Here is a 23,835-nt window from a genome sequence, read left to right as displayed (position 1 = left end):
TACTGGGGTATAGTATATGGGGCGCAGCTTTGCTGCGGTGGCGCCGGTTTCTTCCGCCCGGGGGCGGGAGGCCGGCATGAACGTATTGTAAAAGAAGGCCGAAGATGCCGCCAATCGCCGAACTGATCCAACAGGGAAGCATCAATCTCTGGTTGTTCATTCCTTCCGCCATCCTGCTGGGAGCGTTGCACGGGCTGGAGCCCGGGCACTCCAAGACCATGATGGCTTCTTTCATCATCGCCATCCGCGGCAGCATAGGCCAGGCGGTGCTGCTGGGCCTGTGCGCGGCCTTGTCGCATTCGTTGATCGTCTGGCTGCTGGCGGCGCTGGCGCTCCATTACGGCAATCAGTTGATCGCCGAGCAGGCGGAGCCTTATCTGATGCTGTTTTCAGCCGTCGTGGTGATGGCGGTGGCGGCCTGGATGCTGTGGCGCACCTGGCGCGACAATCTGGCCGCGAGGGCCATGCGGCGGCCGCCCAGAGGCGGCCGCATGATAGACACCGGCCACGGTCTGCTGGAGGCCTTGCTGTTGCCGGGCGCGGCCGCGCGCGTGGCCTTGTATCAGTACGGCGTCGGTTTGCGGCGCGCAAAGCCGGATGGACTGGGCCTGACGCTGGAGTGGCAGCTCGACGGCCGCGCGGGCGAATCCGGTTTTGAAACTGAGGGGGAGTATCTGTTGAGTCCGCCGTTGCCGGCCGGAGCCAGCGTCAGCGCCTTGCGGCTGGCCCGCGGCGGCCATGCCCACCGCTATCCGCTGCATCTCGCGCCTGCGGCCGGCGCGGCGCAGGGCGGGGCCTATCGCCGGGCCGCCGGAAGCCGCCCGGCAAACAGCGTGCGACGCGCGCCGGCGGCGTTGCCCGTCTATCAGGACGCGCATGAACGCGCGCACGCCGAGCAGATTCAGCGACGCTTCGCCGGCCGGGAGGTGGGCACCGGGCAAATCGCGCTGTTCGGCCTGACCGGCGGCCTGATACCGTGTCCGGCCTCGGTGACCATTCTGCTGCTATGCCTGCATCTGAAGCGCTTTTCCCTGGGGGCGACCATGGTGCTTTCCTTCAGTCTGGGCCTGGCCCTGGCCTTGGTCAGCGTCGGGGTGCTGGCCGCCTGGGGCGTGCGCCAGGCCGGCGCCCGTTTCGGCGGCCTGGGAGAGTGGGCGCGGCGCGCGCCCTATCTGTCGGCCGGCCTGATGCTGGCGGTCGGCCTGCTCATGGCCGCGCAAGCCGCGCGCGGTCTGGCCGCTTAGGACGGCCGCCGGGCCGCGTCGGCGCGGCCCAGGTGCAGCCCCAGCCAGCGGTCCTGCTCCCACAGCATGTGCAGGATGGATTCGCGCGCGCGGTAGCCGTGGCTTTCCGCCGGCAAGGTCACCAGCCGCGCGGTGGCGCCCAGTCCTTGCAGCGCTTGGTACAGCCGTTCGCTCTGCAGTGGGAAGGTGCCGGGATTGTTGTCCATCTCGCCGTGGATCAGCAGCAGCGGGTCTTTGATCTGATTGGCGTAGTTGAACGGCGACATGGTTTGGTAGACCGCCTGGGCCTGCCAGAAATTGCGCTCTTCGGATTGGAAGCCGAAAGGCGTCAGCGTGCGGTTGTAAGCGCCGGAGCGGGCGATGCCGGCGTGGAACAGCCGGGTGTGCGCCAGCAGGTTGGCGGTCATGAAGGCGCCGTAGGAGTGGCCGCCGACGGCGATGCGCGCCGGGTCGGCCACGCCCAGGCGGACCACTTCGTCCACCGCGGCTTGGGCGTTCATTTTCAGCTGCGGCAGATAGCTGTCGTTAGGCTCTTTGTCGCCTTCGCCGACTATGGGCATGCCCGGGTCGTCCAGCACCGCGTAGCCGCGCGCCAGCATCGCCAGCGGTCCCCAATAGCTGACGCGGTTGAAGCGGTACGGCGATTCCGTCACCTGGCTGGCCGCGGCGGCGGTTTTGAACTCGGTGGGGTAGGCCCACATCAGCAGCGGCAGCGGGCCGTCGCGCTTGGCCTCGTAGCCGGGAGGCAGGTAGAGGGTGGCGGTCAGCTCCACGCCGTCGGCGCGCCGGTAGCGCAGCAGCTTCTTGGCGACGTTTTTCAATTGCGGCGTCGGGTGTGGAATGCGGGTCAGCGCCACAGGGGCGGACGCTTGTCCCAGCGCCAGGCGGTAGAGGTTGGGAGGCTGGTCCACGGTTTCGCGGCTGAGCAGCAGCTCCCGGCCGGCGTCGTCCAGCAGCGCCGCCGGCTGTTCGAACCACGGCGCTTGCGATTGCCATAGCCGTGTGGCGCGCTTGTCGGCCAGCGCGTAGCGGTCGACGAAGGGGCGGTCGCCGTCGGGGCCGGCGCCTTCTCCCAACAGATAGACGGACCCGCCGTCCGGCGTGGTCTGCAACACGGACTGACCGTTGGCGTTGCTGACCATGGCCGCCTCGCCGGGGTCGCTGTAGCGGTCTTCCGATTTGCGGCGGCTTAGCAGCTCCGGCGCCGCGTCCTGATCCGGGCGCGCGCGCCAGACTTTCAGTTCGCGCGTTTTCCACCAGTGTTCGCGGACCAGGGCCAGGTCGCCGCGGCCCCAGCGGACGTCGGCGAAGCGGCTGGCCAGCCGCTGCCATTGGCGCGGCGTTTGCTGGAAGGGCGCCGCTTGCAGGTAGAGCGCGTCGCGTTCGGCGGCGGCGCGGCCGGGGTCGCCGCCGTCCAGCGCCTCCACCCAGAACAGGCTGGCCGGCGCGTCGGCGCGCCAGGCGATTTCGCGCGGGCCGGTCTCCACCGCGTCGTTGCCCGAGGGCATGCGTTCCAGCAGCGGGCGCTGGGTCACGGTGCGGGCGATGCGGCCCTGCCGGTCCAGCACGTCCACGCGTTTGGGAAAGCGCGACAGCGGCACCAGGCCGGAGTAGGGGCGCTGCAGGCGGGTGGCCAGCAGGTATTGGCGATTGGGCGAGCCGCTGACGCCGAGGTAGCGGTCAGGCTGGCCTATCGGGCTGAGCTTGCCGTCCAGGCCGACCAGCGCCAACTGGCTTTGCAGCTGGTAGTCCAGCACATCGGCGTCGTACGGGGTCTTGAGCAGGTCGGGATAGGTCCGGGTCTGGGACAGGGCGCCGCCTTCGCTTTGTTGGATGTTGGGGCCGCTTGGGGCCTGGGGCGGGCGCGGCGCTGGGCCTTGGCGCGCGGGCACGCGCTTGATCAGCAGTTGTTCGCCGAACCAGGCGAAGCCGGGGCCGGTGGCGGCGTTGAGGTGGAAGTCGCCCAGCCTGTGCGCGCGGGCGTCGGCCACGTTCAGCAGCCACAGTTCCACGCCCTTGGCGCCCCACAGGCTGAACGCCACGCGGCTTTCGTCGGCGGACCAGGCGCTGTCGGCGATGCGGGCGCCGACGGGCAGGCCGCGCACCGCGCGGCTGCCGCCTTGCTTCACGTCCAGCAGGCTCAGAGCGGTGCCGAAGTCGAAACGGCTGGCGGCGCGCATCGCGGGGTTCAGGCGCAAGCCGGCCAGCTTGAGTTCGGGCTGGGCGACGTCGGCGATGCCGGGCAGGCCGGGGCGATGGATTTGCAGCAGGGTCCGGCGTTTGGGGCCCAGGCTTTGCAAGGGCGGACGCGGCGCGTCCACCAGCGCCTGCAATTCGGCGGGCGGGGTCTGGTAGCCGTGTTCGGCGGCGTCGGCCGGCGCCGAAGCCAGCAGGCCGACGAGCAGCGGCGCGCCGGCCAGCAGCGGGAAACGAGGGGGCATGCGAGGCTCCTGAGGAGGGATGGCGGGCAAGCCGAAAAACTTGCCCTAGTCTCGCCGGAGCGTCAAGGCGCGCCGCGCGCGGACGGCGGCGGCCTGGGAGGCGCTAGAGCGGTGTGGCCGCGCTAAGTAGTTCTTTTTGCTGAGGATTGTCCGGAGTTACCGGGTAGTCGAAGAACTGCAGGCTCAGGCCGCCGCCGTCGGCGCTGAAGCGGGCGGGGAAGCCCAGCGGCAGCGTGGTCTTGTCGTGGACATGACCAAAAGGAATGCCTGTCAGCACCGGAACGCCGGTCAGGCGGCGGATTTCCGCCAGCACCGCGTCCAGGGTGTAGCCGGGGTCGTAGATGTCGACCTGGCGGCTCATATTGAAATCGCCGATGAAAATGGCGCGTTGCTTGGCCAGCACGCCGGCCAGATGCAGTTGCTGCAGCATGCGCTCGATGCGGTAGGGCTGTTCGGACACGTCTTCCAGGAACAGCAGGCCGCCCTTGATGTCCGGCAGATAGGGGGTGCCGACCAGACTGCTGAGCACGCTGAGGTTGCCGCCCCAGAACACGCCTTCGCCGCTGGCGTTGTGGGCTTGCGGCGCGTCGACGCGCAGCTGGCGGTTGGCGGTGGTGGTGGTGGTCAGGAATTCGTTCAGCGTGAAGGCGCTGGGCTGTTTGGCGCCGAAGTCGCTGACCATGGGGCCGGCGAAGCTGCCCAGCCCGCCCTTGGCCAGCAAGGCCAGCTGGATGGCGGTGAAGTCGCTATAGCCTATCAGCTGGCTGCCGGATTCGCGCAGCAGCGGGCAGAGGCGGCCGTAGTCGATGTGGGGCAGCAGTCGCGTGGCGCCGTAGCCGCCGCGGCCGGCCACCAGCAGCTGCGGCGCGCGGCGGCGCGAGATCAGCTGATTGAGGTCGGCCAGCCTTTGCGCGTCGCTGCCGGCGAAGCGTTGATGGCGGCGGTCCAGCGCCTGAACGTTTTCCAGCTGATAGCCGGCCAGGCGCAGCCGTTCCACGGCTTGCTGCTTTTGGCGCGCGTCCGGCAGCGGACCGGAGCAGGCGGTGAAATACAGGCTGCTGCCGACGGCGGCCGGCGTTGAAAGGGATTGGTCAACCATGGTGCGACATCCTTGCAAGAGGCCAAGGCCGGCGCTGAGCGCGCCCATCTGGAGTAGTTGGCGACGAGAGTATTGAATGCGGGCAGTCATTGAATCCGGGGCCCTGAAAGGGCTGGTGCAAACGGGGTTCGACAGCGCAAGGCTGCGTGAGTTGCGTCAGTATACGGCAAACGCCGCGGCGGCGCAGGGCGCCGCCGCCAACATCGACGCGTTCAGGCCAGCAGGTTGGCCAGGCTGGAAGTGGATTGCTGCATGGCCGACAGCTCGCTGTTCAGCGCGGTGTATTCGTTCAGCAGCGAGCTTTTCTCGGTGGCCAGCTGGTTGTTCAGCCGGGTCTGCAGATTGTTTTCGTCATTGATTTTGACGTTGATGTCGCCCTGTTCGGTGGTGACCATGCCGCTTGGGCCCAGCAGATTGTTGATGGCGGTGTTGAAGGTGTTGGCGTAGCCGTTGTTCTGGGCGTTGCCGAACAGATTGGCGACTGCGCCGGGGTTGGCGTTCAGCGCGGTGGTGAAGGCGCTGGAGTCCAGTTTCAGCGTGCCGTCCGCCTGCTGGGTGATGCCGACCTGGGCCAGGTAGGCGTAGGAGGAAGAGGCGTCGACGCCCGGCACCGGGGTGCTGAGCAGGCCGGACAATTGCTCTTGCAGGCCGATGACGTCGCTGTTGTTCTTCATGCTGCCGTTAAGGGCGGCGTTGCTGGCGCTGATCACCTGGTTGTAGGCGCTGACGAAGTTCTGCAGCGTGGAGGTGACGTTGGCGGTGTTCTGGCTCATGTTCAGCGTCGCCTGACCCAGCTTGTTCAGGTTGACGGTGGCGCCGTTGATCACATTGCTCAGGGTATTGCTGCTGCTGGAAACCTTGACGCCGTTGACGGTGAGCAGCGCGTCCTGGGCCGCCGCGGATTCGCCGGCGGCCGCGCTGCTCTGGCCCAGGCCGGCCAGGGTGTTGCCGGAAACGGCGCCGCTGTCGCTGCCGCCGGCGGCGATGCTGAAGGCGTTGGCGGGGCCGGATTGCGAGGAGGCCAGCACCAGCGAGAAGGTGTTGTCGTACTCCACTACCGAGGCGTTGACGCCGATGCCGGCGCTGTTGATGCTGTCGGCGATGGAGGACAGCGACACGGCGCCGCCGTTCTGGCCAAGCTGCACGGTGCTGGTGGCGCCGTTGACGGTGAAGCTCAGCGCGCCGGGCGCGCCGCTCAGCGCGGCGTTCTGGTCGGTGATCGCCAGACCGCTGGAGTCTTGGTCGAACACCAGTTGCCGCGGCTGCGCCAGCTGGGTGACGTTGAGCGCGTAGTTGCCGGCCACGCCGCCGCTGGTGGCGCTGGCGCTGGCGACGGTGCCGTCGGTGGAGGAGATCTGGAACTGTTGCAGAAAGCTGCCGGAAGACATGGCGGTGGCGGCGGTCTGCAGGCTGGACAAGGCCGAGCTGATCTGGCCGATGGAACTGAGCTGCGACTGGTAGTTGCTGACCCGGGTCTGGCTTTGGGTCAGCGGCTGCGAGTCCACTGCGATCAGCTGGCTGACAATGCTTTGCACGTCCAGCGGGCCTACGCTGGTGGTGATGGATGCCATGACGACGCCTCCCTGGCGCGCCGCTGCCGCCGGCGCGCTTGTCTTGCGAGAAAATTCAGTCTTGTGTCGTTCGCGTTCCATCACGGGGCCGCCGGCTGCCAGCCGGCGGACGGACTACTGTCATGCTATCGGCCGTTCGGCCGCCAACTTTAGCCTTAAGAGTCGCTAACATAAGCCCTCATCCTGCGTTGCGTCTCCTTGTCGTGCCGCAGGCACTGCCTGCGTCGGCGCGCCTTGGCTTGGGGACGCTGCGCAGTTTTGTTGGCGGCTCTAAGTCCTTCATCGGCAATAACGCGGGCGGCGCCGGGCGGTTGACGGCCCGGCGTCGTCTTAGAGCCTGTTTACGATCTAGCGAGCAAGAGCGAGACAAGGCGAAAACCGCTGAGAAAGCGGAATGTACTCGTGGTACATGAGCATTTCGAAGCGGGTTTCAACGCCGTATCGCCGACGCGCAGCAGATCGTAAACAGGTTCTTAAGAGTGGTTCTTGACCTCGCCGACGTCGTCGTCCGCGGCGGCCGTCTCCTGGACGGGGGCCTTGGGCGGCAGGAAGAAGGACAGCGGCGCGCCGAGGAAGCGTTTGAACAGCATGGGCACCAGCGGCCACAGCAGACTGCCGGACAGCTTGCGCGAGCGCAGCGCCACCCACAGGGCCAGCGAGAAGCTGACCGCCAGGTTGGTCAGGCCGATCAGCGCCACGCCGGCGCAGCCGAGCAGCACCGTGGCCAGGGGCAGTTGAAAGTCCTGCGCCACGGTGGCGAAGGCCAGGTTGGCGGCGGAGAAGGTGATGTGGCGGATGTCGATGGGCAGGCCGAGGATGAAGCCTATGGTGCCGGTCAGGCCCAGGAACATGCCGAAGTAGAAATTGCCGGCCAGCGCGCCCAGATTGTGTTCGATATAGCTGCCCAGCTTCCAGGCGCGGTGCTCGCCCAGCAGCCGCTTCAGCCCGGCGTGGGAGGCGATGCGTTCAGGGATGCGGCGGTAGATCGCCTTGTTGTCGTAATAGCCTGCGATCAGGCCGGACAGGAACAGGAACACCCCGGCGATGGCGGCGTGGGGCAGCGCCAGGCTGTGGATGGGATCGATGTCGTGCAGCAGGCGCTGCGCCTTGGCCACGTCCACCACCGGCGCGCCGAAGGCGGCCTGCCAGGCGAAGGCGATCAGGCCGGCGGTGGGGATGGCCAGCAGCACGTTGCCGAGGATGGCGACGAACTGGGTGCGCATCACTTTGACCACCAGGTCGGCCAGGTCCTCCAGCTGTTTCTTGTGGCCGTTGTTTTCATGCAGCACCGCGGCGATGCGCGCGGCGGTCATCGCCGGCTGCTTGGTGGCGATGGTCAGGTGCAGGATCTGCACGATGATGAAGCCGATGGCGTAGTTGAGGCCGAAGGCGATGCCTTCCCACAGCGGCGGCAGGTGGCCGCGGCTGAGCATCAGCTTGATCAGCGCCATGAAGCCGACGATCAGGCCGGCGCCCATCGCCGCCTTGGCCATCGCGGACCATTCCTTGCGGCTTTCCGCGATGTAGTGCTCGCCGTGGCGGCCGGCGTGCTCGGTGACTTGCAGCGCCAGCAGCTCCACATTGGACTTGAACAGGTCGCGCAGGCTGTATTTGCGGTTTTCGGCGCGGGCGAAGGTGACGATGAGCTGAAACAAATGCGGCTGCGAGGCCGGGTCGTGCTCCGGGTCCAGAATGGCCAGCAGCGCGCGGATGCGGGCGATGCTCTGCGCCAGCCGCAGGCCGTGGTAGGTGAGGTTGACCGAGATGCCGAAGCGGCGCGCGTTCTTGCGCACCTTGTTGAGAATGCTCTCGCACTGGTCCAGCAGCACCAGCACGTGCTTGTCGTCCTCGGCGCGCGGCAGGCCTTCCACCAGATCGCGGCGGTAGCCGTCGACATAGCGCTGCACTTCGGCGTTCAGATTGAGAAACGGCGATTCGAAGCGCTCGATGTCCGGGTTGATGCGCACCAGCTCGGGTTCCAGGCCGATGGCGGTGATCTGAGCCGACAGCACTTGCACCGATTCCAGCAATTGCAGCCGGGTCTGCTGCCAGCCGTCGGCGTTGTCGTTCTCCTGCCAGGCCATCGCCCGCCACAGCGCGTGCCAGGTGGCGTCGGGAATCGCCGCCAGCCAGACGTAGTCCTGCTTCCAGCTGAACAGCCGGCTGAAGCGGTCCTGCAGCGAGTCCGCCTTGTAGGGCATGGGCAGGATGCGCTCGCCGACGCGGCGCAGCAAGGTGGAGCCGAAGCCTTCGTTGGCCAGGATGCCGCATTCGGTGTACAGCGGGATCTGCCGGGTTTCGGTCAGCAATTGCAGCAGCGCCTTGCGCAAGGCCGCGCGGTAGTCGGAATGATGCTCCAGCAGATAGGACAGCGCTTGCAGGTTGACGACCGCTTGTTGCGGCTTGCCGGCGTCGTCGGGGCGCAGGCACTGCAGCAGGGCGGACAGGGCGTCGAGCTGGGCCGGCGCTTGGCTGATCTGGCGCAAGGCCTGTTCCAGGCTGGGGGACTGAATGTTTTCGCTCATCTAGGGTGCTGGTTTGGGTGCAAGTGGGTGGCGGGGGGCTCGATTCCGGCCTTCTGATCTTAATGGTAGGCGCAAGCGGCCTGATTTTCCTGCGCGGGCGGACGGCTGGCGGCGCGTGGAATCGGCAACGGGGATTAGAGATGGGGACGATTGATTCAGTTTCCAGCTTTGCTTGCAAAATCGCGCAATTGACACCTTACTGACCAGTAAGTAGAGTGCTTCGCATGACTCAAGGCTCCGACCCCAAGACCGACACCCGCAAGCGCATTCTGGACATCGCCGAGCAACTGCTGCTCAGCCGGGGCTTCAACGCTTTCAGCTACCAGCACATCAGCTCGGAGCTGGGCGTGCGCAACGCCGCCATTCATTATCATTTCCCCAAGAAAAGCGATCTGGGCGTGGCCTTGATCCAGCGTTACCGCCGGCGTTTCCAACGCTTCATCGACCAGCAGGCGGCGCTGGACCCCGGCGCGCAGCTGGAGGCGTATTTCGGTTTGAGCGACAGCTATTACCGGCAGCACCGGCAGATCTGCCCCAGCGGCATTCTCAGCACCGAGTTTCTGACGCTGCCGGAGGAGATGCAGCGCGAGGCAGCGGCCTTCATCGACGAGATGCGGCTGTGGGCGGTGGACATCACCCGGCGCGGCGCGGCCTGCGGCCAGATGCGCTACGCCGGCACGCCGGAGGCCATCGGCATGATGCTGTTTTCCGCGCTGCAAGGCGCTTTGCAGCTGGCGCGCATCGACGACGGCGCGCTGGACACCATCAAGCGGCAGGTGCGCGCGATATTGGGCTTGCCCGGGCATTGAGTGCCGGAATCACGACAACAACAGAGGGGCGCTACATGGAGTACAAGAAAAACAGCATGAGCCGCATTGCCGACAAAGTGGGCAAGTTGCCGGCGGGGATGCGCAGCACGGTATTGAGCATGATGTTCGGCAAGATCGTGCCGTTTCTGTCCACCGCCGGCCTGCGTTTCGAGGAGGTGGGCCATCAGCGCTTGACGGTGTCCATCCGCAACCGCAAAAAGGTGCAGAACCACATTCGCGGCGTGCACGCCGCGGCGATGGCCCTGCTGGCGGAGACGTCTACCGGCTTCGTCGTCGGCATGAATATGCCGGACGACAAGCTGATGCTGCTCAAGTCGATGAAGGTCAACTACGTGCGCCGCTCGCAGGGCGATATGCGCGCGGTGGCCAGCCTGAACGCCGAGCAGATCCAACTGATGCACGATACGGAAAAGGGCGAGGTGCTGGTGCCGGTGCTGGTCACCGACGAATCCGGCGAATCTCCGATCGAATGTGAAATGCTGTGGGCGTGGATTCCCAAGAAGCGCCCGGAACAGGGAGCGGCGGCATGATCAATCTGGAAACGATGCGCGTAGAACTGAACCAGCACGTGGCGCTGATCCGCCTCAATCGCGCGGACAAGGCCAATGCGCTGAACTGGCAGATGTGGCAGGACTTGCGCGCGGCCTTCGAGTGGCTGGACGACGCACCGGAGGCGCGCGTGGGCGTGCTGGCCGGCGAGGGCCGCCATTTCTGTTCCGGCATAGACCTGGGCATGCTGATGGGCGTGCAGGCGGAGATCGCCGACGATTGCGAGGCGCGCAAGCGCGAGAAGCTGCGTCGGCTGATCCTGGATCTGCAGGACTGCGTCAACAGCCTGGAGCGCTGCCGCAAGCCGGTGATCGCCGCGGTGCACGGCGCCTGCGTCGGCGGCGGCCTGGACATCGCGCTGACCGCGGATTTCCGTGTCGCCGCGGCGGACGCGGTGTTCTCGGTGCGCGAGATCGACGTGGGCATGGTGGCCGACGTGGGTTCGCTGCAGCGCTTGCCGCGCGTGGTGGGCGAGGGTCTGGCGCGCGAACTGGCGCTGACCGGCCGCGACGTGGCCGCGGAGGAGGCGCTGGCGATGCGCCTGGTCAACCGCGTGCTGCCGGACGCCGACGCCGCGCTGGAGTCTGCGCTGGAGTCGGCGCGGCTGATCGCCGCCAAGTCGCCGCTGTCGATGCGCGGCTGCAAGGACGTGCTCAACTACAGCCGCGACCACTCGGTGGCGGACGGCCTTAATTATGTGGCGACCTGGAACGCGGCGATGCTGATCTCCGAGGACATCCAGAAGGCCGGCATGGCGATCCTGACCGGCCACGCGGCGCAGTTCCGCGACTGAGCGCGGCTCGTCCGTCGTCCCCTCAATGGCGCCTCAGGGCGCCATTGTTCTTGGCGGCGGCGCCAAGTCCGCCGCGCGGCCTTGAACAGGCCCGGCGGCGGGCAAAGAAAAAGAGGCGCGGAGCGCCTCTTCGGGGTCTAGCGGTTTGACGGGCTTACTGGGCGGCGCTGGCGGCCGGCGCGGCGGCGGCTTCGCCGCCGACGGTGGACACCACTTCCCACTTGCCGCCCTTGACCTGGTACACGGTGACCGCGCCGTTCTTGATGTCGCCCTTGTCGTCAAAGGCGATCTTGCCGGTCACGCCGGTGTAGCCGGTCTTGCCCACTTCGGCCAGATAGGTTTTGGGGTCGGTGGACTTGGCGCGCTTCATCGCGTCCACCAGCACCATCACCGCGTCGTATTCATACGGCGCGTAGATCTGCACCTCGGTGTTGAACTGCTTCTTGAACTTGTCGTTGAAGGCGGCGAAGCCCGGCATCTTGTCGCGCGGCACGCCGCAGCTGGACGCGTACTGGCCGTCGGAGGCCTCGCCGGCCAGCTTGATGAATTCCGGCGTTTGCCAGCCGTCGCCGCCCATCAGCTTGGCCTTGAGGCCCAGGCGCTGCATCTGCTTGGCCAGCGGGCCGGCTTGCGCGTCCATGCCGCCGTAGAAGATCAGGTCCGGCTTGCTGGCCTTGATCGAGGTCAGGATGGCGTTGAAGTCGGTGGCGGTGTTGGTGGTGAACTCGCGTTTCACCACTTCGGCGCCCTTGCCCTTGACCGCGGCCTCGAACTGATCGGCCAGGCCCTGGCCGTAGGCGGTGCGGTCGTCGATGATGGCGATCTTCTTGGCTTTCAGGCCGACGGCGGCGAATTCGCCCAGCGCGCGGCCCTGCTGCACGTCGTTGGCGATCACACGGAAGGTGGTCTTGAAGCCTTGCTTGGTGTAGTCCGGGTTGGTGGCGGACGGGGAGATCTGCGGAATGCCGGCGTCGGAGTAAATCTTGGACGCGGGGATGGTGGTGCCGGAGTTCAGGTGGCCCACCACGCCGGCCACGCCGGCGTCAACCAGGCGCTGCGCCACTTGGGTGCCGATCTTCGGGTCGCCCTGGTCGTCTTCCGACACCAGTTCGAATTTGAGCTTCTTGCCGCCGATTTCCACGCCGGCGGCGTTCAAATCGGCGATGGCCAGCTTGGCGCCGTATTCGTTGTCCTTGCCCAGATGGGAAATCGGACCGGACATCGGCGATACCTGGCCGATCTTGACGACGGCGCCGTCGCCTGCGGCTTGAGCCGGGGCCGAAGCCGCCTGGTTGGCGGCCGGTTGCTCTTGCTTGCCGCAGGCGGCCAGGGTCATGGCGGCAGCGGCAATGACGCTGAGGCGGACATATTTGTTCATGTGATGTATCCCCTGATTCTCTATTCTGTAGACTCTAGTCATCTCTTTGTGGCCAACGGTATTTGGTGAAAATGACCATTGGTTGCGTTTGATTATGGGTAGCTGTTTGCGCGAGTGTCAATGTCAAAACCGGGGAGGGGTGCAACTATTTGTAAACTTCTTGGCTAATGGTGTGTCTAAAGCGCAAACGCCACCTGGAATAACTGCCAGGTGGCGTTTCTTGTTTTTCAAGTTTTTGAATTTAAACGACTTGTTCGAATTTTTGCGAGCAGTCCGGTTTCAAGTCTTGGCGCCCAGGGCCTGGGCGCGTTGCTGGCGCAGCGGGGCGTTTTCCTCCGGGGCCTCGCACCATCCCGCCAGATTCTGTTTGATCATAGTCGAGATTGCGTGAATCCATTGCGGATTTTCATTCAAACACGAAATGTATCGATATTCGCCGCCGCCGTGGCTGAGGAAGGTTTCCTTGCCTTCCATCGCGATTTCCTCCAGCGTTTCCAGGCAGTCGGCGATAAAGCCGGGACAGAGAATATCCAGCTTGCCGGTCTTGTCCTTGCCCAACTGAGCCAATACTTCGCTGGTATAAGGCTGCAGCCATTCGGCGCGGCCGAAGCGGCTTTGGAAGCAGACTTGATACTCTTGTTGCGACAAACCCAATTCTTCCGCCAATAAGCGGCCGGTTTTCTGACATTCGCAGTGATAGGGGTCGCCTTTGTCGCGAGTGAAACGCGGCACGCCGTGAAAGCTCATCACCAATTTGTCGCCGCGGCCGTGTTGTAGCCAATGCGCGCGCACTTGTTCCGCCAGCGCGCGGATATAGCCGGGGTCGTCGTGGAAATGGCGAACGGTGCGCAGCTCCGGCATATTGCGCAGCTTCATCAGCGCGCGGAACAACTGGTCCAGCGCGGTGGCGCTGGAGGAGGCCGCGTATTGCGGATACAGCGGCACCACCAGCAGCCGCTCCACGCCCTGTTCGCGCATGCGGGCGACGACGTTTTCCACCGAGGGCTCGCCGTAGCGCATGGCGAAGTCCACCACCAGATTGCGCAAGCCCATCTCGCCCAGCTGGCCCTTGATCAGCGCCGCCTGTTTGCGGGTGTGGGTGTAGAGCGGCGAGCCGTCCTTTTCCCAGATCGCCGCGTATTTCTTGGCGGACTGAGCGGGGCGGGTGTTCAGGATCACGCCGTTGAGGATCAGCCACCAGAGCGCGCGCGGGATTTCGATCACGCGGCGGTCGGACAGGAATTCTTTCAGATAGGGACGCAGGGCCTTGGCGGTGGGCGCTTGCGGCGTGCCCAGATTCATCAGCAGCACGCCGGTCTTGGGCGCGTAGTCGTGGCGAAAAGGGGGTTCGGGCTTGAAATCCGCCATGCGGGACCTCTTGGTTGGGGCCGGGCGGCGTGACGCCCGGGCGGTTTTTTTTGGGGGGTCTTAGTCTTCGCGGGACGGCGCCAGCACTGCGCGGTTGCCGTTGCTTTCCATCGCCGAAACCAGGCCGGCCGATTCCATCTGCTCGATCAGCCGCGCGGCGCGGTTGTAGCCTATGCGCAGATGGCGCTGCACCGAGGAAATCGACGCCTTGCGCGTCTTGAGCACGATGGCGACGGCCTCGTCGTACAGCGGGTCGGCCTCGCCGTCCGTGTCGCCGTCGAGGCCGGAGGACGAACCGTCGTCGCCCTCGCTCTGGCCGGTGAGAATGCCTTCCACGTAATCCGGCCCGCCGGTGCTTTTCAGGAATTCCACCACATGGTGGACCTCCTCGTCGGCGACGAAGGCGCCGTGCACCCGCACCGGGTAGCCGGTGCCCGGCGGCAGATAGAGCATATCGCCCTGGCCGAGCAGGGTTTCCGCGCCCATCTGGTCCAGAATGGTGCGGCTGTCTATCTTGCTGGACACCTGGAAGGCGATCCGCGTCGGGATGTTGGCCTTGATCAGGCCGGTGATCACGTCCACCGACGGCCGCTGGGTGGCCAGGATCAGATGGATGCCGGCGGCGCGCGCCTTCTGCGCCAGGCGCGCGATCAATTCCTCTATCTTCTTGCCGGCCACCATCATCAGGTCGGCCAGCTCGTCTATCACCACCACGATCAGCGGCAGGGTGTCCAGCGGCTCCGGCGTTTCCGGCGACAGGCTGAACGGGTTGGGAATTTTCTCGCCGGCCTTGTCCGCGTCCTTGATCTTCTGGTTGAAGCCGGCCAGGTTGCGCACGCCCAGCTTGGACATCAGCTTGTAGCGCCGCTCCATCTCCGCCACGCACCAGTTGAGCGCGTTGGCGGCCTGTTTCATGTCGGTGACCACCGGGGCCAGCAGGTGCGGGATGCCTTCGTAGATCGACAGCTCCAGCATCTTGGGGTCGACCATGATCAGTCGTACTTCCTTGGGCGTGGACTTGTACAGCAGCGACAGGATCATCGCGTTGATGGCCACCGATTTGCCGGAGCCGGTGGTGCCGGCCACCAGCACGTGCGGCATCTTGGCGAGGTCGGCGGACACCGGCTGGCCGGCGATGTCCTTGCCCAGCGCCATGGTCAGCTTGGAGGCCATGTTCTGGTAGCCGTCGGAGCCGACGATCTCCGACAGTCGCACGATCTGGCGTTTGGGATTGGGCAGTTCCAGGCCCATATAGGTCTTGCCGGGAATGGTTTCCACCACGCGGATGGAGACCAGGGACAGCGCGCGCGCCAGGTCCTTCATCAGGTTGACCACCTGGGCGCCCTTGACGCCGACCGCCGGTTCCACCTCGTAGCGGGTGATCACCGGGCCGGGATAGGCAGCCACCACTTTGACGTCGACGCCGAAGTCGGCCAGCTTGCGCTCGATCAGCCGCGAGGTGTATTCCACGGTGTCCTGCGACACCGGCTCCTGTTGTTCCTTGGGCGCTTCCAGCAGGGTCAGGCCGGGCAGCGCGCCGTCCTTGGGGTCGGCGAACAAGGATTGCTGCACCGGCTTCTGCGCCTTGGTGGACAGCGGCACGTCCAGCACCGGCGGTTCGATGCGCAGAGGGATTTTCTCTTCGTTCTTCTTTTTCTCGGTGGTGATCTTGGCTTCGCGCTTCTGTGCGGTTTCCTTGCCGATTTCCCTGTCCTTGCGCGCCTGCCAGCTGTGCCACAGCTTCAGGGCGCCGTCTTCCAGCGCGCCGCCCAGGCGTTCCATGATGTCCAGCCAGGACAGGCCGGTGAACAGGGAGAAGCCGATGGCGGCCAGCACGCTGAGCAACAGGTAGGCGCCGGACAGGCCCAGGCCGTGGGCGATGCCGAGGCCGATGAAATGGCCCAGCATGCCGCCGGCGGACAGCGGCAGGTTCAGCGCTTTTTCCGCCAGGATGATGGCTTCTATGCTGGCGCTGGAAAACAGCAGCAGCAGAAAGCCGCCGATGGCGGCGACGGTGATCGGGTTGAGCTTGAAGCCCAGGGTTTCCATCCGCTGATAGCCCCAGGCGATGGCCACCAGGCAGAACACCACCAGCCACCAGGCGGACAGGCCGAACACGTAGAGCAGCATGTCGGACAGCCAGGCGCCGAAAGCGCCGCCGTAGTTGCGCACCGTGGGGTCGGAAGAGCTGTGGGACCAGGAGGGGTCGAGCGGGGAGTAGCTGGCCAGCACCAGCACCAGATAGACGGCCAGCACGGCCATCAGCAGCCACCACGCCTCGCGCAGCAGCGAGGCCAGCTGCGGCGGCAACGGCGTCTGGCTGTTTTTGACTACGGCTTTGCGCTTGAAAAGTCGCATTTTTCTCTTGTTCGGCTATGACTGTCGCTGATTATAGCCTGACACGCCCGGTTTAAGCGTGTCGGAATGTATTCAGCTTTGCTGACAAGACTTGATGGCGTTCCCTGTTGAAACGCCTAGCGGGGGTAGAGCGCGCCGAGCACGCGCCCGCCGGCCGCGCCGGTCACTTCTGGCAGGTTGCCGGCCAGGCGGCGCAGGAAGCGCCAGCCCAGCCAGGCGAAGGCGGCGGCTTCCACCTGGTGTTCGGGCAGGCCCAGCGCGGCGGTGCCGGCGATGTCTTGCTCCGGCAGCAGCGCGGCCAGCCGGCGCATCAGCGCGCCGTTGCGCGCGCCGCCGCCGCAGACGAAGACCGTCTGATTGGCCGGGCAGAGCAGGGCGATGGCCTGGGCGACGCTGCGCGCGCTCAATTCCAGCAGCGTGGCCTGCACGTCGACGGCGGGCACGTGGCGGCCCAGCAGCTTTTGTTCCAGCCAGGGCAGGTCGAACAGATCGCGGCCGGTGCTCTTGGGCGGCGGCTGACGGAAGAAGGGCTCGTCCAGCAGCGCCTGCAGCAGCGAGGCCTCCACCGCGCCCTGGGCCGCCCATTGGCCGTCGGCGTCGTAGGGCTGGCCCTGGTGGCGCAGGCACCAGGCGTCCATCAGCATATTGCCGGGGCCGCAGTCGAAGCCGACCACCGCTTGGCCGGGGTGCAGCCGGGTCAGATTGCTGATGCCGCCTAGGTTCAGGATCACGCGGTTTTGCGTCGGCGAGCCGAACACCGCCTGATGGAAGGCCGGCACCAGCGGCGCGCCCTGGCCGCCGGCGGCGAGGTCGCGGCTGCGGAAGTCGGCGATCACGTCGATGCCGCTCAGCTCGGCCAGGCGGGCCATATTGCCGATCTGCCAGGTATAGCCTGCGTCCGGCGCGTGGCGTATGGTCTGGCCGTGGCTGGCGACGGCGGCGATGTCGGCCGGCTTCAGTCCTTGCGCGGCCAGCAGGCCGTTGACCGCCTGGGCGTAGAGTTCGGCCAGTTCATTGGCCAGCCGGGCGGCGCGGTCCAGTTCGTTGTCGCCGCGGGCTTGCAGCGCCAGCGCCTGTTCGCGCAGCCGCGGCGGGTAGGCGACGAAATGGTCGGCCTCGACGCTGGGCGCGCCCTGTTCGTCGAAGCGCACCAGCACGGCGTCGACGCCGTCCAGGCTGGTGCCGGACATCAGTCCGATCAAGCGTTCATTCATCAGTCTAGCAATGCGATATTGGTGGGCAGTTCGCGCAGCAGTTTCAGGTGCGCGGTCAGCGATTGGTTGCCGGATTTGAATTCGGCCAGCTGGGTGGCGCTCAGGCCCGGCGTCGGCAGCGCGTTGGTGGCCGGGTCCACCGCCTGGCCGTTGATCCGCACTTCAAAGTGCAGATGCGGGCCGGTGGAGCGGCCGGTGCTGCCGACATAGCCTATCACTTCGCCGGCCTTGACGCTCTTGCCGGCGCGCGCGCCTTGGGCGAAGCGGCTCATGTGCGCGTACAGCGTGGTCATTTTCTGATTGTGGCGGATTTCCACCATATTGCCATAGCCGTTCTGGCGTTCCACCTTGACCATGGTGCCGTCGGCCGGGGCGATGATGGGGGTGCCGGTGGCGGCGGCGTAGTCCACGCCGGAGTGCAGGCGCAGCGAGCGCAGTATCGGATGCTTGCGGAAGCCGAAGCCGGAACTGATGCGGGCGTTGGCCACCGGCTGGTGGCTGAAGCCCTGCTTGATCGGCTTGCCCAGCGCGTCGTAATAGGCGCCGGATTCGCTGTCGTGGGCGAAGTAGAAGGCCTGGTGCAGCTTGCCGGAGCGCTGGATTTCCACCGCCAGCAGGTTGCCGGCGGCGATGGGGGCGCCGTTGTAGAGCAGGGTCTCGTACACCAGATTGATGCGGTCGCCCTTGCCCAGCGAGTTGATGTTGAACTGGTCGGCGAAGATTTCCGACAGCTGGGCGCGGATGTCGCGCGGCACCTGGGCCTTGGCCAGCGCGGCGCCTACCGAGCGGGTGATCAGCAGCGAGCGCACCGTCTGCACCGCCTCGGTGGCGATCGGGTCGGCGCTGGCCTGCCATTCGCCGTTGACCTTTTCGACGGCCACCAGCACTTGTTCGCCGTTCTCGTCGTCATTGAGAAAACGCAGGCCGAACAATTCGCCCAAGTCGTTGGTCTGCACCGACAGCGTGGCGCCGGTCTTCAACTTGAGCAAGTCCTTGGACAGCGGGCTGGAGTGCAGGAAGCGGTTGGCCTCGCTGTCGCGGATGCCCTGCCGGTTCAGCACGCGGGCGATGGTGTCGCCGCGCTGGATCGCCTCGTCGCGCCAGTAACGGGTGCCGCTTTCGCTGAAGCTGAAGGCGGGCAGGCTCAATCGTTCGGTGACTTCTTTTTGCTGGATGTCCGGGGCGGCGGGTTGGGCGCCGTTCTGAGCCACGGCGAAGGCGGTGGCCATGCCGAACAAGGGCAGGGAGGCGGCCGCGCCGATCAAGCTCAGATGGTGGTTCATCAGCTTGTGGAAGCATTTTTGCGGGATATGTAGCAGTTTGCGATAATCCATCGTTCACTATAAAAGGCTGGCCGTGGGCCAACCTTTGTAAATTCCGTATTTGCCAATCACAGGCCTTGCGGCCGCGTCTCAACATTTGGGGAGCTTGCGCGGCATAAGTTCCTGTGCAAACTGTAAATTATAGCCGCGATTCCGGATGCTATCCGCCTGATTTCGCCCGGCGCCCATGCCAGGGCGTTTTTGCAAGGCTTTGATATTACTTCGATCTCGTCATCCATGTGTAGCGATAAATGAAATTGACATTGTTGTTGCCCGGTCTGCTCTGGCTGGACGGCCACGACGGCGCCGATGTGTGCAAGGGCCTGCAGCTTCCGGCCCTGCAGCGCCTGCTGGGCCAGGGCGAGCGCGCCGCCAAACCGGCGACGCTGAGCGAACTTTTGACCGCGCCGTGGCGCGGCTCCGCGGCGGGCCTGGCGCGCTTGCGGGCGCGCGCCGCCGGCATGCCGGCGGAACGGGGCGACTGGCTGCTGGCCGATCCGGTGCATGTGCGCGTGGACCGCGACCGCGCCTTGCTGGCCGATATCGGCGTGATGAGCTTGAGCCAGGCCGAGGCCGAAACCCTGGCCGACGCGGCTAACCGCCATTTCGCCGACGACGGCTGGCGCATCCATCCGCTGGAGCCCGGGCGCTGGCTGCTGCAGCTGGACGCGCCGGCCGCCGCCAGCTTCAGCCCGCTGCCGGACGTGGTGGGCGAGGACATCAACGAGCACTTGCCGCAGGGCGAGCGCGGCCTGGACTGGAGCCGGCTGCTGAATGAATTGCAGATGCTGCTGTACGCGCATCCGCTGAACGACGAGCGCGAGGCGCGCGGCGAGCTCGGCGTCAACAGCCTGTGGCTGTGGGGCGGCGGCGTGGAGCCGGGCTGGCGCGCGCCGGCGGAGCAGGTGTTCGCCGACGAGGACTGGCTGGGCTGGATCGCAGCCGAGGCCGGCGAGCCCTGCCTGCCGGCGCCTTACGACTTCGCCGGCTTCATCGACCAGGCCGGCGGGCGCGACAGCTTGCTGGCGCTGGACGCCTTGCAGGCGGCGGCGCAGTACCGCGACGCCTGGGGCTGGCGCGAAACCTTGCAGCGGCTGGAGCGCGATTGGTTCGCGCCCCTGCTGCAGGCCTTGCGCCAGGGCCGGATCGACAGCCTGGCCTTGCGCGCTCACGGCCCCGGCGGGCTGGAATTGAAGGTGAGCCGCAACGACCTGTGGAAATTCTGGAAGCGGCCGCTGCCGTTGTCCGCCTTGTATTGAGAAAACATGTCCCAAATCGTTTCCCGAAGCATTCCCGCCGACACTCACGAACAATTGCTGCGCCAGGGCCTGAGCCCGCTGATGGCGCGGCTGTACGCCGCGCGCGGCATCTGCGACTGCGCCGAGCTGGATTACGGCCTCAAGGCGCTGCTGCCTTATCAGAGCCTGAAAAACATCCTGCCGATGGCGAGCCGGCTGGCCGACGCCATCGCCGATAAGCAGCGCCTGCTGGTGGTGGCCGATTACGACGCCGACGGCGCCACCGCCTGCGCGGTGGCGGTCAAGGGCTTGTCCATGCTGGGCGCGCGCGTCGACTTCATCGTGCCCAACCGCTTCGAGTACGGCTACGGCCTGACCCCGGAGATCGTGGAGCTGGCCGCGCGTCAGAGCCCGGACATCATCGTCACCGTCGACAACGGCATCGCCAGCGTGGACGGCGTGCTCGCCGCCAAGGCGCGCGGCATCGAGGTGCTGGTCACCGACCACCACCTGCCCGGCGACGTGTTGCCGGAGGCGCTGATCGTCAATCCCAATCAACCCGGCTGCGAATTCCCGTCCAAGAATCTGGCCGGCGTCGGCGTGATGTTCTACGTGCTGCTGGCGCTGCGCGCCGAAATGCGCCGGCGCGGCGTGTTCGACGAGCGCGGCCAGCCCAATCTGGGCGAACTGCTGGACTACGTGGCGCTGGGCACGGTGGCCGACGTGGTGCGGCTGGACCAGAACAACCGCACCCTGGTGGAAAACGGCCTCAAGCGCATGCGCGCCGGCCGCATGGTGCCGGGCATCGCCGCCTTGTTCCGCGTCGCCGGCCGCGCCCATTACAAGGCCAACACCTTCGACCTGGGATTCACGCTGGGTCCGCGGCTGAACGCCGCCGGGCGGTTGGACGACATGAGCCTGGGCATCGCCTGTCTGCTGGCGGGCAATGAGGAGCAGGCCATGCGGCTGGCGCAGCAGCTGGATCAGCTCAACCGCGAGCGGCGCAGCATCGAACACGGCATGCAGGACGAGGCGCTGGCGGCGCTGTCCGGCATCGACGCCGACAACCGCTACACGCTTAGCCTGTTCCGCGACGACTGGCATCAGGGCGTGGTCGGCATCGTTGCCTCCCGGCTCAAGGAGCGTTTTCACCGGCCGGCCATCGTGTTCGCGCCCGGCGACAACGGCGAGATCAAGGGCTCCGGCCGCTCGATTCCCGGCTTCCATCTGCGCGACGCGCTGGACCTGGTGTTCAAGCGCCATCCCGGCCTGATCCTCAAGTTCGGCGGCCACGCGATGGCGGCCGGCCTGAGCTTGCAACAGACGCGCTTCGACGAATTCCAGCGCGCTTTCGAGGCGGTGGCGCGCGAACTGCTGGAAGAGCGCCATCTGACCCGCACCATTGAGACCGACGGCAGCCTGGCGCCGCGCGAATTGAACCTGGCCTTTGCCGAACAGTTGGCGGCCGAGGTGTGGGGCCAGGGCTTCCCGGTGCCTTACTTCCACGACCGTTTCGCGGTGATGAGTCAGCGCGTGGTCGGCGACAAGCACTTGAAGCTGCGGCTGGCGCGCGACGGCGAGGAGTTCGACGCCATGCTGTTCAATCAGGTGGAGTGGCTGCCGGACAACGTCGACGCGGTTTATCAGCTGATCGCCAACGAGTGGCAGGGCCGCAAGGAACTGCAAGTGTATCTGCAGCATTGGGCGGCGGCGTGAGCGGACAGGCGGACACGCGCCGGCTGGTGCTGACCGGCGGCCCCGGCGCGGGCAAGAGCGCCTTGCTCGAAGCCTTGCGCGCCGCCGGGCATTCGGTGATGGACGAGGCCGGCCGCGCCATCATCCAGGACCAGACGCTGATCGGCGGGCGCGCCTTGCCCTGGGTGGATCCCGGCGCCTTCGCCGAGGCGATGCTGACCTGGGAGTTGCGCAGCCTGCGGCTGGCGGCGGACCTGCCCGGGCCGGTGTTCTTCGACCGCGGCCTGCCCGACGTGCTTGGCTATCTGGATTTGCTGGGCCTGCCGATTCCCGCCCACATGCAAGCCGCCGCCGAGCGTTTCCCTTACCATCGCCAAGTGTTCTTGCTGCCGCCGTGGCGCGACATCTTCGTTCAGGACCAGGAGCGCAAGCAGAGTTTCGCCGAGGCGGAGCGCACTTGCGAGGCGATGGAGCGGACGTATCGGCGTCTGGCTTATCAAATCATCGAAGTGCCGCCGGCGCCGTTGGCGCAGCGGCTCCGCTTCGTCATCGAACAATCGCTGCCGGGCCGCTGAGAGCGGGCCGGCCCATTTGAGGCTTCACGATGGAAATGTTGGTGATCGGCCTGCTGCTGGGCCTGTTGAGCGCAGGCGCCGCCGCCGTCATGCTGCGCGGCCGTTTCGCACGGCAGACGGCGGACCAGCGAGCGCAACAGGAGATGCTGCGTCTGCAGCTGGACGAGTGCAGGGAACGGGAGCAGGCCGCGCGCGCGCAATTGCAGCAGCAGGGGCAGCAACTGGGCGACGCTCAGACCCAGTTGGGCGCCTATGTGGCGCGCGCTCAGCGCGTGCCGGAACTGGAGCGGCAGGCGCAGGACAGGGAGCGGCAGCTGGATCTGCTGCAAGCAGAGCTGCGGCGCGTCGGCGCGCTGCTGGCCGCCAGCGAAGAGCAGGGCAAGATGCTGGCCGTTCTGCAAGGGCGGACGCAGACCCAGGGCGAGGAGATTACCCGTCTGACCGCGCGAGAACAGGAATTGACGACGCTGCTGGAGCAGGAGCGCGGCCAGAACGCGGAAAAACTGGCCTTGCTGGCCGAGGCGCGCGAAAGCATGGCGGGGCAGTTCAAGGCGCTGGCCGGCGACATCCTGGAAGAGAAGGCCAAGCGCTTCACCGAGCAGAATCAGCAGAATCTCGGCCACCTGCTCGGGCCCTTGCAGCAGCGGCTGCAGGATTTCGGCAAGCTGGTGCAGGACAGCTACGAGAAAGACAGCCAGGGGCGCTTGTCGCTGGAGACCGAGCTCAAGCGCCTGCAAGAGCTCAACGTCCGGCTGGGCGACGACGCCATCGCGCTGACCCGGGCGCTGACCGGCGCCAGCAGCAAGGCGCAGGGCTCCTGGGGCGAGATGGTGCTGGAGCGGGTGCTGGAAACCTCCGGCCTGCACAAGGACCGCGAGTACCGGGTGCAGGTGTCCGACGTGGTGGCCGGCGAGGACGGCAACCGCCGCTACCAGCCGGACGTGGTGATAGACCTGCCGGAAGGCAAGCAGCTGGTGGTGGATTCCAAGGTGTCGCTGAACGCCTATGTGCGCTACACCGCCGCCGAGGACGAGGCCGAGCGGGCGGCGGAGATGAAGGCCCACGTGGCGGCCATCCGCAACCACATCCGCGCGCTGTCGGAGAAGCGCTATCAGGACTTGTACCGCTTGAACACCCTGGACTTCGTGTTTATGTTCATTCCGGTGGAGCCGGCCTATCTGCTGGCGGTGCAGCAGGACATGAGCTTGTTCAACGAGGCTTTCGAGCGCCGCATCATGATCGTCGGGCCCAGCACCCTGCTGGCGACGCTGCGCACCGTGGCCAGCATCTGGCGTTATGAGTACCAGAACCAGAACGCGCAGGAGGTCGCGCGTCAGGGCGGGGCGATGTACGACAAATTCGTCGGCTTCGCCGCCAATCTGGAGAAACTGGGCAAGCAGCTGGACGTGGCGCGCGACAGCTTCGGCGACGCGATGAAGCAGCTGTCCAGCGGTCGCGGCAATCTGGTGGCCAGCGCCGAGCGGCTGCGCAAGCTGGGGGTGCGCAATAACAAGCAATTACAGCAGCATCTTAAACTGGGCGCGGCGGAAGACGAGGGCGCGGAAGGGCCGGAGGAGCCTGCTCCGGACTGACGGAAGTCAGTTGGAGATGACCGTTTCGTGATAGAATACGGGC

17 protein-coding genes are annotated in these 23,835 nt (G+C 66.3%); 8 read left to right on the top strand and 9 right to left on the bottom strand.

All coding sequences use genetic code 11. The features are described 5' to 3' along the window. The first annotated feature begins 104 nt into the window (after nt 1–104). On the top strand, nt 105–1,244 hold the full coding sequence (locus VK98_RS14575; protein WP_048414739.1) for a sulfite exporter TauE/SafE family protein: 1,140 nt from the start codon (nt 105–107) through the stop codon (nt 1,242–1,244). Here VK98_RS14575 and VK98_RS14570 read toward each other — a convergent pair. The 4 genes from VK98_RS14570 to VK98_RS14555 all read right to left on the bottom strand — a co-directional run bounded on the left by VK98_RS14570 (nt 1,241) and on the right by VK98_RS14555 (nt 8,880). Continuing rightward, a complete protein-coding gene (locus VK98_RS14570; RefSeq protein ID WP_048414738.1) occupies nt 1,241–3,685 on the bottom strand; it encodes a prolyl oligopeptidase family serine peptidase in 2,445 nt (814 codons plus the stop codon). The genes VK98_RS14575 and VK98_RS14570 overlap by 4 nt on opposite strands. A 103-nt stretch (nt 3,686–3,788) precedes the next feature. After that, the gene (locus VK98_RS14565; RefSeq protein ID WP_231589289.1) at nt 3,789–4,784 is read right to left on the bottom strand and encodes an LD-carboxypeptidase; all 996 of its coding nucleotides are present in this window, start codon (nt 4,782–4,784) and stop codon (nt 3,789–3,791) included. A gap of 212 nt (nt 4,785–4,996) precedes the next feature. Continuing rightward, on the bottom strand, nt 4,997–6,355 hold the full coding sequence (fliD, locus tag VK98_RS14560; protein ID WP_048414736.1) for a flagellar filament capping protein FliD: 1,359 nt from the start codon (nt 6,353–6,355) through the stop codon (nt 4,997–4,999). A gap of 473 nt (nt 6,356–6,828) precedes the next feature. Beyond that, nucleotides 6,829–8,880 (bottom strand): site-specific recombinase, encoded by a 2,052-nt coding sequence (locus VK98_RS14555; protein WP_156187884.1) that lies wholly within the window; start codon nt 8,878–8,880, stop codon nt 6,829–6,831. 224 nt (nt 8,881–9,104) lie between these two features. Here VK98_RS14555 and VK98_RS14550 point away from each other — a divergent pair, with 224 nt between their 5' ends. Genes VK98_RS14550 through VK98_RS14540 form a run of 3 tightly spaced genes read left to right on the top strand, consistent with a single transcriptional unit; the run spans nt 9,105 to nt 11,052 of the window. Continuing rightward, entirely contained in the window at nt 9,105–9,689 is a 585-nt protein-coding gene (locus VK98_RS14550) for a TetR/AcrR family transcriptional regulator (RefSeq protein WP_048414735.1), read from the top strand. Nucleotides 9,690–9,745: 56 nt separating this feature from the next. Continuing rightward, the gene (locus VK98_RS14545) at nt 9,746–10,240 is read left to right on the top strand and encodes a DUF4442 domain-containing protein (RefSeq protein WP_227108215.1); all 495 of its coding nucleotides are present in this window, start codon (nt 9,746–9,748) and stop codon (nt 10,238–10,240) included. Further along, nucleotides 10,237–11,052: a crotonase/enoyl-CoA hydratase family protein gene (locus VK98_RS14540; protein ID WP_048414734.1), complete on the top strand. Its 816-nt coding sequence runs from the start codon at nt 10,237–10,239 to the stop codon at nt 11,050–11,052. Before VK98_RS14545 ends, VK98_RS14540 begins: the two co-directional genes overlap by 4 nt. 154 nt (nt 11,053–11,206) lie before the next feature. On the opposite strand, the gene VK98_RS14535 is transcribed toward VK98_RS14540, so the two are convergent. The 5 genes from VK98_RS14535 to VK98_RS14515 form a co-directional block, all read right to left on the bottom strand. Then, a complete protein-coding gene (locus tag VK98_RS14535; protein WP_048414733.1) occupies nt 11,207–12,430 on the bottom strand; it encodes a branched-chain amino acid ABC transporter substrate-binding protein in 1,224 nt (407 codons plus the stop codon). A gap of 279 nt (nt 12,431–12,709) precedes the next feature. Then, entirely contained in the window at nt 12,710–13,798 is a 1,089-nt protein-coding gene (gene hemH, locus VK98_RS14530; RefSeq protein WP_048414732.1) for a ferrochelatase, read from the bottom strand. 60 nt (nt 13,799–13,858) lie between these two features. Next, on the bottom strand, nt 13,859–16,156 hold the full coding sequence (locus tag VK98_RS14525) for a DNA translocase FtsK (protein WP_048414731.1): 2,298 nt from the start codon (nt 16,154–16,156) through the stop codon (nt 13,859–13,861). Between the two features lie 116 nt (nt 16,157–16,272). Beyond that, entirely contained in the window at nt 16,273–17,370 is a 1,098-nt protein-coding gene (locus VK98_RS14520; RefSeq protein WP_048414730.1) for an anhydro-N-acetylmuramic acid kinase, read from the bottom strand. Continuing rightward, entirely contained in the window at nt 17,370–18,704 is a 1,335-nt protein-coding gene (locus VK98_RS14515) for a M23 family metallopeptidase (RefSeq protein ID WP_048414729.1), read from the bottom strand. The genes VK98_RS14520 and VK98_RS14515 overlap by 1 nt, the downstream gene beginning before the upstream one ends. A 239-nt stretch (nt 18,705–18,943) precedes the next feature. Between VK98_RS14515 and VK98_RS14510 the strand changes: the two genes are divergently transcribed. From VK98_RS14510 to rmuC, 4 genes are read left to right on the top strand one after another with little or no spacing between them, the layout of a single operon-like run. Then, nucleotides 18,944–19,951 (top strand): hypothetical protein, encoded by a 1,008-nt coding sequence (locus tag VK98_RS14510; RefSeq protein ID WP_048414728.1) that lies wholly within the window; start codon nt 18,944–18,946, stop codon nt 19,949–19,951. Nucleotides 19,952–19,957: 6 nt separating this feature from the next. Further along, complete coding sequence (recJ, locus tag VK98_RS14505) at nt 19,958–21,646, top strand: single-stranded-DNA-specific exonuclease RecJ (protein WP_048414727.1); 1,689 nt, start codon at nt 19,958–19,960, stop codon at nt 21,644–21,646. Next, on the top strand, nt 21,643–22,200 hold the full coding sequence (locus tag VK98_RS14500) for an AAA family ATPase (RefSeq protein WP_048414851.1): 558 nt from the start codon (nt 21,643–21,645) through the stop codon (nt 22,198–22,200). The genes recJ and VK98_RS14500 overlap by 4 nt, the downstream gene beginning before the upstream one ends. A gap of 29 nt (nt 22,201–22,229) precedes the next feature. Then, nucleotides 22,230–23,792: a DNA recombination protein RmuC gene (rmuC, locus tag VK98_RS14495; RefSeq protein ID WP_048414726.1), complete on the top strand. Its 1,563-nt coding sequence runs from the start codon at nt 22,230–22,232 to the stop codon at nt 23,790–23,792. Nucleotides 23,793–23,835 lie beyond the last annotated feature (43 nt).

Origin of the sequence: Chromobacterium sp. LK11 (assembly GCF_001043705.1) — a bacterium.
Lineage (GTDB): Bacteria > Pseudomonadota > Gammaproteobacteria > Burkholderiales > Chromobacteriaceae > Chromobacterium > Chromobacterium alkanivorans.
This window is presented reverse-complemented; position numbering and strand designations above follow the sequence as displayed.